The following is a 14396-nucleotide window of genomic DNA, read 5'->3' as shown; positions in this document are numbered from 1 at the left end:
CTTTGATTTTTGTTTTGAGCATGAAAATTAGAACTATAGAACAGGAATGGCTGGATTTTCGCAAAAAAGTCATTCCCCACAACGCCTCCGCAGTCCAAGTCAACGAAATGAAGAAAGCTTACTATATGGGAGCTTATGCAATGCTGCAACTATCCAAAGCTCTGGGAGATGAGGATATAAGCGAGGAGGAAGGCGTGCAATTTCTCGAACAAAATGAAAATTTTCTTCATCACTTTTTCAAGAATTTGTCAAAACGAGGGTTTGGAAGTTGAAATTGAGGGTGCGGAATTTCCGCAGATAGATTTATTTAAAATTAGGAGTTAATTATGAGTACGCAATATATTGAAGTTCGGGGCAAAAAACACAAAGTTGAACCAGTTAGTAAAATCTACTTTCGAGGTTTAACCGAATGCTTGGGGGATTTGGCAGACGTAGATCTATTAAGCAAGTCCGCCAAAACCATTAAAAAAGTCCTCGTTCCGACAATTACCGACGACATTATCGTTAAAAGTAATGAGGATGAAAATTTTTATTTGTGGCACCCCTCGGTAGAGCCAGAAGAAATCAGCGACCTTATTTTGGGGTGCGGACGTTGTTATCGTTTGCAAAAGCTAGAGGAAGCTAAAGCCAAGGGTGACGAGGCTGCGATCGCCGAACAAGAGGAAGGGTTAAGGATAATCAACGAGTATTTAAGAATGCCTCTACTACCTAGCGACGAGAATGAGACAGAAGGAAGCGCTTCCACCTCCGTGCTAGACGTGCAAGCCACGCAAGTACCAGACACCGAATCCGAGGGAGAAGTTGAGAAACTGAAAGCAGAAATAGCTAGGTTGAAGCAGCAACAGGGCGTGAGCAACACCTAGCGATAGGTGAACTATCTCGGTAATTTTCCGAGATAGTTCGTTAATGCCCTAGCCTACCAATCAAGCTTGTTCAAGCTGAGCTAAAGCTCGTTCAATTTCTGGCTCTTGGATTAACTGACGACATTTTCTTCCAGCTTCTACAGCTTGACGCATTAAGCGATGACCTTCTACGTACTGACCTTTTTCAATCAAGGCGATCGCTTGTCCACTCAGGGTGGAGGCAGTTTTTGACAAAGATTTTATTTGTTCAGCGTCCATTTTCTTGCTCCGCAATTACAACAATGATAGCCTCCGCTTCTTCAAAAAGTCTTTCGGCTCTCGCCTCAAGTAAACTAACATCGGCATAATCCCCATTGTCTACCGCTTTATCGACTTCGCGGTACAACTCATTAACTATTCGTTGCAACGAAACGTATGCGCGATTTAAGGCGTTTTTTGTAGATTGTTTCATATATTGAACCGTACAAGGGTCAGGACAGGTTTCGGAAATCTTGGTGAAGTGATGCTATCACTCAAGTTCGTAGCTTTTTAGCGTTGTCAAGAAAATTTTAGCTATAATAATTAAAATTCTAGCGTTATATATTACGGGTTATAGCTAAAAAGTTATGCTTGATCTAGAAAACGTTTGTGTTGAGAGGCTGGATTCTGTGGCTCTTGAGGATAGAACACTATTGCCAAATGAGCCTTGTGTTTATCTTGTTCTGGATAAAAACCAGTCGGTTTTGTACGTAGGCAAATCCGAAAACTTAAAGCATAGGTGGAGCAATCACCACAAGCTAGAAGCGCTGATGCAACTTGAGGGTGTAAAAATTTCTTACCTAAAGGTCGAGATGAGCTTGCTTAGGAAGATTGAATTGGCGCTAATTCGAGCCTTTAATCCACCAATGAATGCGCCTGACTCACCTCGCAAAGGGATCGCTAAATTAAGAGAAAAAACCGGATTGACTCAAAAGCAATTAGCGGATTTAATTGGCGTCGATCCATCCACCATCCGAAATTGGGAGAGAGGCAAAGGGATGGAGATGTTTGTTAGAGTCGCAAAGCTCTGTGAATTGCTTGAGTGCCAACCCACCGATCTAATTGAAGAAGAAATTGGTGAAAGGGACGGCAAAGAAAGTGCTTAACCTCTCACCCGTCAACCTTTCCCCCCTGCCCTCGGTGTCTTTGAAGGAGCGATCGCAGTTACCCGTTACTCCTTGTATTTACTTTGCATACGCGATCGCAACGGCTTTACTGGGAGGGGATGCTTAGACTCGTTCGCTGTCTGTTGCACTTCAGATGCAATTTAGCTGCATGGAGTAAATTTCACGTAAAGACTGATGCCAAGAGAACAGCGATCGCGGCGATATGTTTAATAATGAAAGTACCCCCTTCTGGCAGCCGCGCTTATGACAGACCTTTATGGAGGAATAGATCCTAGAAACATTCCGAGTTATTCCATTAGTGATGCTGCTCACTACCTACGCATTCCAAGAGGTACAATTCGTTCGTGGACAGTAGGGCGGCGTTACCCGATTGTTTCGGGATCTAATTTTTTCAAACCCCTTATTCCAATCCGCAATGGCAGACCCCGACTCCTTTCTTTTACCAATCTCATTGAGGTTCATGTCCTTCGAGCAATCCGCAAGCAGCACAAAATCGATCTATACAAGGTGCGCTCCGCTCTTGATTTTATTGAAGAGCAATTTCAAGTGTCTCACCCTTTGGCTCGTGAAATATTTCGCACTGATGGTGTTGACCTATTTATCGAGCGTTACGGTTCCTTGATTAACGCTTCAAAAAGCGGACAAGAGGAAATGAGAGATGCCCTTAATGCTCACCTCGAACGAATTGAACCCGATGACACGGGGCTAGCTATCAAACTTTACCCCTTTACTCGCTCTCATGAGGAAGACAACCCCCGGATTGTCGTCATCGACCCGCGAATTGCTTTTGGTCGCCTTGTCATTGCTGGAACAGGAATTGCTACGGACGTTTTGACAGAGCGATATGAAGCAGGCGATTCAATTGATGAACTCGCTTATGATTATCAAATAGATCGTCTAGCGATCGAGGAAGCTATTCGCTACGAGTTGCTAGCTGCATGAGTCAATACCAGTCAATTGTCTTTTTCGTAGATAGATGCCTGGGGAGCAAGCGTGTTGTAGAAACGCTTCGCAACTCAGGTCTCTCAATTGAAGTTCATGACGAGCACTTTCACAAAGGCGCTCAAGACGTAGACTGGTTGCCAGAAGTTGGTAAAAGAGGATGGGTGGTCTTAACCAAAGATGCCAAGATTGGCAAACACACCTCAGAAAAATTTGCTGTTTTTAGTGCCAAAGTTAAGATGATTGTCCTTGCTTCCCAAAGCATGACGGGAGACCAAATGATTGAAGCTTTTCTAAAAGCTATTGTACCCATGCAGGAATTTGTTCGGAAGCATCCCGCTCCATTCATTGCCAAACTCTTTCGTGATGGACATATTGATATGTGGAAAGACGGTGAGAGTTTAGAAGAAGAATTGAAGCAGTTTTATTAAGCCACCTCCTATGTGTTTCTTGAAGGAACTTCACACCAGTGAACAACCTCCTGCGTGGAGCCACGCAGGATTGGGGTCATAGTCAGCGCAAGCGATCGCAATCACTTCACGCTTTCTTCAGTGTGGATTTACCATTTTTAGTATTTAATATGACAAATTTAGCTTGGGTGTAACAAACGAACGTCCGGGTATCACTATGGGATTGCTATTTAACCGAATTAACCGACTCGTCAAAGCAGAAGTGAACTACGCAAAGCGTGAAATGGACGCAAAAAAAGCCATTTCTCTGGGGCTGGCGGCTACGGAAGGCGTAACGAGTCTTGGTATTGCTGGTTTCAATCAACTCTTGCAACAAGACGCAGATCCAGAAAAACTTTTAGAACAAGCTATCCTGGAAATGCAGGAAGACTTAGTACAGCAGCGTCAGGGCGTTTCTCAAGCCGTCGCTGCCCAAAAACGTACTGAGAAGCAGTACAATGACGCTCAAAACGAAGTCAACAAGTGGCACCGTAATGCCCAACTTGCCTTGCAAAAAGGTGATGAAACCTTGGCAAGACAAGCACTTGAGCGGAAAAAGATTTTTAACGAATCCTCAGGAGCCCTCAAAGCTAGCTTAGAGCAGCAAACTACCCAAGTAGAGTCACTCAAGCGTAACCTAATCCAGCTAGAAAGCAAAATTTCTGAGGCAAAAACCAAGAAAGAAATGCTCAAAGCACGGGTTACTGCAGCCAAAGCTCAAGAACAACTCCAAGGCATGGTGCGCGGCATGAATACCAGCAGTGCAATGGCTGCTTTTGAGCGCATGGAAGAAAAGGTTTTGATGCAGGAAGCCCGCGCCCAGTCAGCTGCTGAGCTAGCTGGTGCCGATCTAGAAGCTCGGTTTGCGGAACTGGAACCCAGTGTCGATGTTGATGATGAATTAGCTGCTTTGAAAGCACAAATGACCCTTCCTGGTGCTTCACTAGCTCAGCAAACACTCCCACAGCAGTCAACAACTCCCAACACAAAGACCGGGAATGATGAAGTTATAGACACTGAACTGGAATCGCTACGCCGACAATTAGATCAACTTTAGTCCCGATCGCTGTCTGCGGAAAATCCGCAGATGGTTTAAATTTAGAACCCCCAACAATTACCAATCTTTCTGGGATACCAAAAACACGTAGGCGCTTCTCTTTTCCCACCAAAAACCATCAACACCCCAACTTAAACCACCCAACCTAACAGCGAGACCGGGTAAATGCCCAACTGGAGACGAAAGGTCAAAGGTCAATTCATTAACTTGCAGCCACTCTTTCTGCACGCGCCAACCCACCTTCTCGCTGAAAGCTTTGTAAATTTTGTCGCCAGCTTCAAGGTTTCCGCCAACACTTTGCCATATATCCCTTTGAACGCTAAAGCCAAAACGACCGTCAGAAAAATCCATCCAAAGCCGATCGATGGCGTGCAAGTCTTTTTGGGGAAAATTTTGAATTGACTCTACATCCAACCAACCGTCTTTTTCCCGATTCGCTACTTTGAGCATAATTCCAAGTGTTTCTCGGTCTGCTTCTTCCCACTTCCCATCCGCTAAAAGTTCTCGTAATGTTGCGGTCAACTCCGGTTTTGCTTGTGAAATTGGGCGCGGCAAGTCAGTGCTCGTTGCCTTTGGCTTCGGAACTTGGCGGTCTTCTCTCGGTCGAGTTGAGCGCTCTAAGGTACGCGACTCAACCCGAATTCCTTTTGGGTTAATTTCAGTAAAGTTGGGTACGGGAGGTGCTTTACGTTCGCGCTTTTCACCCCGTTCTTTTTGTCTCAACCACAGCCATATTGCTACTGCGATCGCTGTGACAACTGCACCAATAAAAAATTGTTTCATAGCCCCTAATATCTGCTATTAAAACGAGAGACCGAACTATCTGCGGATTTTCCGCAGATAACTAAATCGCTCTTTGCAACTCTAACCCCAAATCCCTCAAACTCTGGCGAATTTGCTGGGTGACTTGACCCGCCGCCCCCTGCTGGTTTTGATTGTTAAAGTAGTTGTTGATTGGACTGGTGACTGATACGGTCGCGGGCGTACTCAGTTTTTCTTTGATGAGTTTGGTCAATTCTCCTACAGCTGTCCCAAAGTCACTAACCGCCTTACTGAAAACGGGAGTGCTTGCAATTAGCTGTGTCGTTGGCAGTTGAGGGTTAACCCTGCGACCAACTTCCGACGCCATGTAAGCTTGTAGGGGTGTTTGAGCTTCACCACGAGTTGCGGCATTGTAGTCCTTAAGACGAGAGATGTAATCGCTACCGTCAGTACCAGTAACCCGCATTCTCGCACGCTTGTTTAACTCCCTGAGTGCTTTCCTTCGTTCTCTAGGATTGGCTATGGCGTTCGCTTTTTCATACTCAACACGGGAGATTTGCGCCCCCGCCTCGTACTCAAGAGTATTCCTTTTCATTTGATTAACTCGGTCATTGGTAGCACGTCCTTGAGCGAGCATTGATTCATTCATCAGAAGCCCCTCGCGTTCCATTAATGCAGCATCCAGTTCCAGTTGTGCGGCTATTTTATCTTCTGGAGTTGCGTTCGGGGTTCTCGCAACTGTAGCTATCTTTGCTTCTGCCTTGGCTATTTCAGCCTGATTTCTTACCTGGGCAATTTGGTTTTCAATTTCCAGCCTCAGTTGCGCCTGTTCGTTTTGTTGAATTTGCAGCTCGAGGGATTGGCGATCTAACTCTACTTGCTGTCTAGCCGCGTCCAATTTGGCTTGTGCGGCTGTTTCTTTGACAACTTTCTTTTCGCGATCGTTTTTAGCGGTATCCTCTAGGATTTGGAATTCAGATTGAATGTAGTTGTTGAGAGCAGTGTACAGCCCCTTCTTGGCTTCCAATAACTGATTCTGGCGATTGAGCGATTTTTCCAGTGCTGAATTTAACAGTAATTCTTTATCAAGAGCCTGAGTTGTAGCCGTAGCGCGGTTAGTGATGGCTTGGGTGATGCGCTCTACCGATTTTGCATAAGCTGCGTATACCGCCTCTTGCTGTTGCTTTTCATTCTGCAGCAGTTGTAACTGTAGCTTTGATGTTTGGAGTTTAGAAGCGCGGATTTTGGCTTGACGTTCATCCTCCGCTACTGGGTCATCGTACTTCGGTAGGGCAAGAAGTCTAGCTAACTTTTTTTCTTCCAGCCTGATATCATCTTCAATCCCTTTGCGGGCGAGGTTGGTAGTTGCCACTCGCGCTTCTTCTTCATTGAGAACGCGGGCGTTGATGAGTTTTTGTAGCTCAATTTCCCTCTCGGTAGCCGATTGGGTAACAGCATCCCTAGCTTTTTGTTGTTCCCGCTCCAACTGATGCAGTTGAGCGTCCAAGAAAGCTTTTTGATTATCAATTCGACGCTGATAAATTTCAGCTTCCTTCGCCTCAACTTCTAATTGTCCCTCAATGTCAGTCGCCGCTATTTGAGAGCGCCGTTGCTCGACCAGTGCTAATTCTTCATCAAGTGCTGCTTCCTTCTCCTGGTACTGCTGTTCGTTGAACTGGGATTCAGTTATCAATCCGCGAGCGCGATCGCCCACCAATATTGCCAACCGTTTTTCAGAATCAGCCTTGATATCACCCAACTGAGAATCAAACGCCTGCTTTTGAGCCTTAGTGATACTGGCTAACGCCTCACTTTCTTGTGCTTGTAATTGCTCCAATCCCGCTTTATCCGCAGCATTTAACTGAGAGCGCCTTTGCTGTATTAAATCTAATTCTTGCTGGGCTTGGGTTATTTGCGCTTGTGCCAATGCGTTCGCCGTTTCCCTCTCGTCAGTCAGTCCCCGATCGCGGTTGGCTTGGGCAATAGTACGAAGGCGATCGCCGTGGGCTTTAGTTGCGTTAATCTGCGAGTCAAATGCGGATTTTTGAGCGTCACTTACTGAAGCCAACGCTTGTTGCTCCTGTACTAACAGTTGGTCGCGAGTGGTGGTGTCGGTTTTGGGAACTTCCGCAAGTCGCTGCTTGACAAGCATTTGCTGGGCATTGGCTGATTGAGTTGCGATCGCGACTGACTGCACTGCTGCTTCTTGTTCGCTGGTTAGTCCGCGCTTCCGTTGGGCTTCAAGATAGGCGTTGGCGCGATCTGTCGCATCTTTCACCTGGCTAAACTGCCCGTCGTACCTCGCTTTACGCGCATCGGCGAGTTTGGCGTATACTGCTGCTTCTTCAACTGCCAAAGCTTCCAGTCCCTCTTTGTCATTTGGATTTAATTTTGAGCGCCTATCTTGAATCATCCGCAATTCTTCATCTGTTTTTTGGGTTGCGATCGCGAGTCTTTTTTCAATAGCTTGCTGCTCGTTGATTAGTCCCTGTTTGCGTTGAGAGTCAAGGATTGACTCAGATTCTTCAAAATCTTTTAAACGTCGTTCTCTAATAACTTTTTTGCGCTCGTCTTCGGTTTTATTTAAACTAATTTGCGCTTGGTCGTACTCTTTTTGAGTTGATAGCAAATCGTCACGATACTCTTTTTCTTGCTTAGCTTCTAACCCCTTTCTGCCCAGTTTTTGTAGTCGTTCTGACTCAGCCAAATGGCTTTTAATAATTGCAATTCTATTTGCATAAAGTGAAGAGAGTTCCAAGTTACTTGTCTGTTCTATTTCATATTCTTTATCCTTGCCCGCATCTTCACCAATGCTGCCACGAGCACGGGCTTGAGCAAGTGATAATTCCTTGCCCAGTTTTTTGAGTTCTGCCTCACCTTTAGCTTTTTTAAATGCGATCGCACTATCAGCGACCGATTTATTGAGTTCGGCTTGAGCTTTGGCTGTAGCTTCTGCTTGAGTCTGTAGTTTCAGTAATTGGTTTTTGAGTACTTCGGCGGTACTGGCGGCAGTTACACCACGTTTTGCTTGGTCGTCAAGTCCCTTTGTCAGTTCGTCAACTTGCTCTTTTGTGAGTGGAATTTGTTGCTGAAGTTGCTTGAGTGATGCGTTGTATTTAAAATCGAGTGAAGCATCAGCGTCCGCTTGCTTGATCTGTGCCTCGGATATCCCTGTGATAGCCTGGGACAAAGCTTTTGCTCCTTCCTCAGCAAGCACAAAAGTTGCTGCTAAAGCCACTAGCGAAGCGATAAGAAATGGATTGGCAGCAACTGCCGCGAGTGTCGCTGCGGTAACCGCAGGTAAAGTTACAGTGGCGAATGTCGTGAGAGCTGCGCCAAGAGCGATGACGCTGGGCAACATAGCGATGGTCAAGCTCAACGCCAGTGTCGCGAAAGCGGCTTTGGCGAGGGTTGCATTCTTTTGAGCGAAGTCTAGTGAAGTGGAGAGGGTATTAAAGATTGCGATCGCGGCTGGTTGTAGTGCGTCACCAATGCTTTTGTTCAAATTAGCGAAAGAATTCGCCAAGCGTTGTTCGGCTGCGGCACTGGTTCCAACAGCGCCAACGACACCATCAGCAGTTTCTTTGTAAAGCTGATCCATCGCCTTGAGTAGGTCGTCCAAGCCTACCTTGCCCCCTTCCAGCATCTTATTGAGTTCTGCGGTTGAAACTCCGATTCCTCTCGCAAACACTTGAACTGCGCCAGGGATACGCTCACCAAATTGTGAATTCCCGCTCCAGCATGGCTTTCCGGCTCTGCGAACATAAAGCGTGGTAAACGGAACCTCCATGCAGAATACTTCATCATCAAATTCAACCCACTCTAAATTTGACGAATCGACCAGCGCTTCTTCATCGGTATCGAAACCAGTTGAATAAAAATACGATTCGGTTTTTACTAAATTTCTAGCTTTAACTATTTCAAACTTTTGGTCTTTAGCAGTTCTCACAACCATTCGGTGGTCGGGAGTTACCAATAAGTCAATATGATTTGAATTGACGCGAAGCATCAATCCCTTATATCGATATCTCACAGTCCGAATTGGTTGTTGGTACTCAATTTCCCCAGTTTCTAAATTTTTACTAGCAAATGAATCTTCTTTAGATATCTCATCCCATCGAACCCATCCCCTACAAGTTAAAACCTCGGTGTGGCGATCGTAACAGCGCAGCTCTTCAGCTTGGACAGAACCTTTGCTAATCATTTGCTGTACTGCCAATAAAGCACCTTCGGTTTGCTCGGCAGTGAGGTTGTAAACGCGAGACGCTTGGGTGATAGCAGTGAATATTTTTCTGACCCCAGCTCCCTCTATAGACGTTCCCCGTGCTGCTGCCGCCAATCCAGTGAAGCCTTTAACTGAGGTTTCTAATGGCGCTGACAAGCGGTCTACTTCTTTGCGAATGAATTCTAAATTTTTAGCTCCTTCAAATTCACTGCCACTGGTAAATTGCAGTGATTTTTGTAAAGCCTCGAATCTTTTAGAAGTTTGGTACGCCTGAACTGCGACTTGTTGCAGCTGTTGAGTTATAAAACTAAGCCCTTGAAACGCCAAAAACCCTTTCACTAATTCAAAAGCTTGCTTGGCTAGTTTGGGCATTCCCAAGCTCAGATCGCCAAAGAAATTATTCTTAGGATTTTGACCCAAAAGTTTGAGAGTTTCGCGAGTCTGAAAATTGAATTCAGTAAGGTTTTCAACATCTTTCTTGCTAAGATTTTTCTGTCCCGCGATGCCCGCAGCGCCTTCACTTGACGCTTTTAACTGTTGGGCAACTGGCTGCAGTCGCTTCCCTTTTTCCACTTGCGGCGCGAGTTCCGCTAACCGTGTTTTGTCAGCATCAACTATTTGCCCCAGTTGACCCGCTTGACCCGATAATCTTTGTAAATCTCCGGGGGTGAGTGCGGGTTCCTTGCCTGCTTTGGCTCGCTTGATAGTGTTGAGGATTTGCACAAGGTGCTTCTCGTTCTCCGCGATCGCTTTTTGTACTACTTTGGCTTCAGCCGCCGATGCCTTGCCAATTGCAATTTGAGAATCTAGATCTACGAGAATAGCTTTTGCCTGTTGACCGAGCGCCTCCGCTTGCTTCTTGGCTCCAGATACCCTAAATTCTTGGAATTCAGATCTGACTCTGTTGGCGAATTTAGCAACGCTAAACGGTTGACGCTGAGGAGCTTGTTCAACGATGTCCACTGGTGCAGTTTGCTCAATACCGTAACGGTTAAGGCGTTCCCGCATCTGTGACGAGCGCTGTTGTTCTTTATACCTACCCCTTGCTTCAATTTCAGCAACTCGTTGGTTGGTTTGAGTTTCTAGCTCTTTGAGGGCTTGCTGAGAACGTTTAAAAGCTTCCTCGGCGTTTTTGGTAATTAGTTGTGCTCGTTGCTTTTGTCTGGTTTCAGCGAGCTTGGCAATAGCAGCTAACCGTTTCAGTGCAGTGTCAGTACCGATCAATTGCTGGGAGACTTGTTGGTTGACTTGGCGAATTAAGTTATCAATGCCCGCATCAACGTCCTTGGCAGCATTGGTGACGCGGTTGATTAAATTGTTGACTTCATTGAAATTTGGTGCAGCTTGACCTTTAATAACTGAGGAGCGTTGCTGGAGGCGCTGGCGTAGGGTTTTTAGTTCGCGATCTATAGAGTTGTTTCTAAATCCATACAGCGTAATTTGTTGAGATTGAGGTTGAGCGCCTAGTTGTGTTGCTGTTGGATTTAGTTCTTGAGCACTTAAGGGAGTAAGCCTGTTTTGAGCGGCTATTCGTTGCTTGCCCAAAGTCGCGATCGCAGCTTGGAGTAAACCGCGTGTCTCCTTGTCCAAATCCTGCGCTAAAGCTGAAGCATAAATTTTTCTTGCATCCGATATGCCGTCTAGTACCTGTCTTAAGGCTTGAACATCCCCCGTTTTACCAGCTTGCTTTGTGGTTTGGCTGAGGTATTGCGATAGTTCTCTAACGTTTTGCTTTAATTCATTGGGTGCAAATTGCAGTAGTTCCGCAACGTCTTGCTGTACTTTTGGATCGACTTTTGAGAAAGTTGGAATTTTAAATGATAGTTCTTCAGCTTTAACTTTTTTTAATAATAGTTCTCTAAGATCGGCAATATTTTCTTGGGAGTAACCTTTAACGCCTGATGATTTAGCAATTGCTTTTAGTTGGACTTTAGTTAACTGCTCTAAAGCTGCTTTGTTTTCTGCTGTTAAACTTTCCTCTAACTGTTCTTGAGCTTGACGGTATGCAACTTTAAACTCCTTTTGCTTCTCAGTAAACTTGCCTTTTAAAGATTTTATATTTTGAGGCTCGGAAATACCACGAACGTGATTATATATCTCTTGAGTGTAGCGATCGGCAAAAGTATAAGCGTCTTTTTCTAAAGCCAGTATTTGCCCTTTTCTCTCATCTGAAGCGCCAGAATTGGCAACTGAATTCTTAATTCTATCTGATAAACGATCTTGCTCTTGCGTGGTGGGTTCTATTAAATTTTTGATAGCGGTACCTTCGGGACTTTCCCCAAGACCGAACTGAAGCGCGTGCCTCAACTCGTGTACCAGAGCCTCAGTAATTTCATGAGTAAGGTCTCCTTTTCGTAAAGCACCGTAAACTTCTTTACTGACCCTAATGGAGTTTTCATCGGGGGTGTAACTGCCATAAGAACCAGCTTTTAAGTCGTCAGGAATTAGAGGGGGTAACTTGCCTGTTATTTTAGTCCCCGACAAGCTCTCAGAAGTTTTTAAAACCCGCGCTCCTATACGCTCGTAAATCTCCTTCGCTTTGTCGGAATGAGCAACTTGAGCTTGAGTTTCTGCTTTTGTCGTCAACTGCTGTGGCGCATTAAAAGCGCTAGACTTTAACTCCGCAATTCTAGAAGCGTTTCGTTGACTTTGCTGGGCAACACTTTTCTCTACCCTTTGCTTTCTAGCTTGAGCGGATTTAATTGATTCGTTTAAAAACGCGTCGTATTGATCGGATGAGGTAGCTTTTTTAATAATTGCTTCCGTCTCCTGTAGCTGAGCTTGCAAAGTATCAACTAAATTTGAGAATCTAGCTGACTGTTTGTAGTCTCCCTTTACTTTAGAAAGCGACTCCCTAGCTTGAGCTTTAAGTATAATTCTTTTAAGTTTTTCTCGTCTTAGCTTAGCTTCCTGAATTTGTTGAGCTAAATCTACGGATTTTAATTGTTCGTCAAGTTTGCCAACTTCTTCTAAATCTTCACTAATCGAATTGTTAATAGTTGTGTATTGTTCGCCTGCTAGTGGCTGAGAAGTTAAAAGTTTTTGATTTTGCTCTATTTTGGCTTTTAACTCATTTCTTCTATCTTTTAATTCGTTAATTTTTGAGCTATCTAGCTCAGTATAGAGAGGTGAGGTTTTCTCGGAAGCTTTCTGTAAGTTTTTAATTTCTGCTAAATTGACATCAACAGACTGCTTTACATTTCTCAGGTTATCTTGTGACTTTGTAAGTATTTCTAGTTCAATGACTTCTAAGGATTTATTGCTTGCAGAAGTTGCCGCAACGACTCTTGCACTTTCTTTTATGATTTCTTGATTGCTATCCGCAATGCTATCAGCCGTAGTGGACTGACGCGCTTTTTTTTCTTTCTCTAATAATTTTATATTTTCTTTAGCTGTAACGACTACATTTTTGTTTGCTTGAATTAAACTAAGTGCTTTTTGAGCTAACGGTTTATTGCTTTGTTCCAAACCCTCTCGCGCTTTCTGCTTTAACTTAACTATATTTTTTCTAGCAGTTTTAATTTCATGCTGTTGCTGCTGGATCTGTTGATTTAACTCAGTGGTGCTTGCACTCAATTTATCTGTTAAAGTATCTATTTGCGTGTCGTAAAATAAAACTTCTTTTACGTTAACTCCCAAGCCTTCTAGTGTTTTTAATGCAGCTAATATTCTATCCTTGCCCCTATTTTTAGCTTTACCAACCTGATTTTCTAAAGAAGACAACTGCTTTCTCTGTGCTCTGGAATATCGCCCTAACTCTCCAATTTCGGTTTCAAGGCGCATTTCTTGAGATTGAGAGTCCAACCGAATCTGTTCTCGCTGTTTTGGCGGCAATCTTTTCCTGGGTCTATCTAGCAGTTCCTCTCCGGTTAAATTCGTAATATTGCCAACGTACTGCTTGATTCGCATCTCATCACGTGAAGCTCTCGCCAAATGTTCTTTTTCTTTTTCAAAATCTCCTTGCGATCGCGCACGTTTTGCTATGTCTAAATTTTTAGCTTTATTGATTTTAGCATTTTTCAGGACAGCTTGCTCTTGAGTGACGGCATCGCTAAACTGCAAGGATGTGGCGTCAAGAGCCTTTGCTATCACCTCTTCTCTTTGCTGTTTTAATTGCTTGGTTTTTGTTTCATTTTGAGAAATCTCTTGCCTGAGATTTCTCAGATCCCTCTTTAGGACTTTTTCGTTTTCAGTGGCTTTTACTGATTCACTGGCACTATCAGCAACTGCATCTGACAAGTCTTGACCGACTGCCTTGATAGCCGATTTTTTTTGCTTGATAGCCTGGGTTCTATCTTGATAAATTTGAGCATTTCTAGCAATAATGACATCATTTTCGTCAAGAATTTCTTTAACAGCAGAATTAAAGATTTTTCCAATCTCAGCAGATTCATCTAAATTAAAGAGTTTTTTAATCTCAACAGATTTATTTAATTCATTAAATAAAGGCGCTATTTTTTTTGTTAAAAGTGCCTCACCTAGTAAATCAAAGCTGCCAATTGTGGGGGATAATTTTTGTTCGAGACCCTTGGCAAGACCTTGTCCCAACTTTGCGGATAGTTGTAAACCGACACCCTCAAGCGCTCCCGTTGCAACTTGTCGGAACGGTGCGGTAATTGATGAGATTAAATTACCAAAAGTCGAAGGCTTGAGTTCTTTGACTGCTTTACTAACTGATGTACCAATATCATCACCTAGCTTGGCGGTGACCGTACCAAAGGCGGTTTTTAGGCTGGCAGTGAGTGAAGGAGTGAGGGTATTGGGGTCTAGATCGGCTTTAACCCTCACGTTGGCGAAACCCGCATCCAACCCCAAAGACTTGAGGCGAACGGGAACTTCTAAAGGTTTAAAACTACTTCCCATCCCCTCAATTTTGCGGCTGAATTCAGCAGTGTCCAGCCCAAGTTTTACGTTGATAGCAACGTTTTTCATCTAAAAAGAGTGTAAATAACA

Annotated in this window: 12 protein-coding genes; 8 read left to right on the top strand and 4 right to left on the bottom strand. The window is 44.3% G+C overall.

The annotated features are described in order from the left end of the window. The first annotated feature begins 20 nt into the window (after window positions 1-20). Both WA1_RS19000 and WA1_RS18995 read left to right on the top strand, forming a co-directional pair. Window positions 21-272: a hypothetical protein gene (locus tag WA1_RS19000; RefSeq protein ID WP_017741982.1), complete on the top strand. Its 252-nt coding sequence runs from the start codon at window positions 21-23 to the stop codon at window positions 270-272. Between the two features lie 54 nt (window positions 273-326). Next, the gene (locus WA1_RS18995; RefSeq protein WP_017741983.1) at window positions 327-863 is read left to right on the top strand and encodes a hypothetical protein; all 537 of its coding nucleotides are present in this window, start codon (window positions 327-329) and stop codon (window positions 861-863) included. A gap of 60 nt (window positions 864-923) precedes the next feature. Here the strand turns inward: WA1_RS18995 and WA1_RS18990 are convergent, their stop codons facing one another. Further along, window positions 924-1121 (bottom strand): hypothetical protein, encoded by a 198-nt coding sequence (locus WA1_RS18990; protein WP_017741984.1) that lies wholly within the window; start codon window positions 1119-1121, stop codon window positions 924-926. After that, window positions 1111-1314 (bottom strand): hypothetical protein, encoded by a 204-nt coding sequence (locus WA1_RS18985; RefSeq protein WP_017741985.1) that lies wholly within the window; start codon window positions 1312-1314, stop codon window positions 1111-1113. Before WA1_RS18985 ends, WA1_RS18990 begins: the two co-directional genes overlap by 11 nt. Before the next feature lie 154 nt (window positions 1315-1468). Between WA1_RS18985 and WA1_RS52905 the strand changes: the two genes are divergently transcribed. The 6 genes from WA1_RS52905 to WA1_RS18965 all read left to right on the top strand — a co-directional run bounded on the left by WA1_RS52905 (window position 1469) and on the right by WA1_RS18965 (window position 4456). Further along, complete coding sequence (locus WA1_RS52905; RefSeq protein ID WP_017741986.1) at window positions 1469-1987, top strand: helix-turn-helix domain-containing protein; 519 nt, start codon at window positions 1469-1471, stop codon at window positions 1985-1987. Then, complete coding sequence (locus tag WA1_RS59940) at window positions 1980-2114, top strand: hypothetical protein (RefSeq protein ID WP_272819174.1); 135 nt, start codon at window positions 1980-1982, stop codon at window positions 2112-2114. Before WA1_RS52905 ends, WA1_RS59940 begins: the two co-directional genes overlap by 8 nt. 137 nt (window positions 2115-2251) lie before the next feature. Continuing rightward, window positions 2252-2950 carry a DUF433 domain-containing protein gene (locus WA1_RS18975; protein ID WP_017741987.1) on the top strand — a complete coding sequence of 233 codons (699 nt, stop codon included), beginning with the start codon at window positions 2252-2254 and terminating at the stop codon, window positions 2948-2950. Then, window positions 2947-3381 carry a PIN-like domain-containing protein gene (locus WA1_RS18970; protein WP_017741988.1) on the top strand — a complete coding sequence of 145 codons (435 nt, stop codon included), beginning with the start codon at window positions 2947-2949 and terminating at the stop codon, window positions 3379-3381. Before WA1_RS18975 ends, WA1_RS18970 begins: the two co-directional genes overlap by 4 nt. 38 nt (window positions 3382-3419) lie before the next feature. Further along, window positions 3420-3554 (top strand): hypothetical protein, encoded by a 135-nt coding sequence (locus tag WA1_RS59935; protein ID WP_272819173.1) that lies wholly within the window; start codon window positions 3420-3422, stop codon window positions 3552-3554. A gap of 23 nt (window positions 3555-3577) precedes the next feature. Further along, complete coding sequence (locus WA1_RS18965; protein WP_017741989.1) at window positions 3578-4456, top strand: PspA/IM30 family protein; 879 nt, start codon at window positions 3578-3580, stop codon at window positions 4454-4456. 57 nt (window positions 4457-4513) lie between these two features. Here WA1_RS18965 and WA1_RS18960 read toward each other — a convergent pair whose 3' ends face one another. Together WA1_RS18960 and WA1_RS18955 are read right to left on the bottom strand one after the other, a co-directional pair. Beyond that, complete coding sequence (locus WA1_RS18960; protein ID WP_017741990.1) at window positions 4514-5239, bottom strand: GUN4 domain-containing protein; 726 nt, start codon at window positions 5237-5239, stop codon at window positions 4514-4516. A gap of 61 nt (window positions 5240-5300) precedes the next feature. Beyond that, window positions 5301-14375: a tape measure protein gene (locus WA1_RS18955; RefSeq protein WP_017741991.1), complete on the bottom strand. Its 9075-nt coding sequence runs from the start codon at window positions 14373-14375 to the stop codon at window positions 5301-5303. Window positions 14376-14396: the final 21 nt, after the last annotated feature.

Source organism: Scytonema hofmannii PCC 7110 (genome assembly GCF_000346485.2).
In the GTDB taxonomy this organism is placed as follows: domain Bacteria; phylum Cyanobacteriota; class Cyanobacteriia; order Cyanobacteriales; family Nostocaceae; genus Scytonema; species Scytonema hofmannii.
Note: the sequence above shows the minus strand (reverse complement) of the source record. Positions and strands in the feature narration are given on the sequence as shown.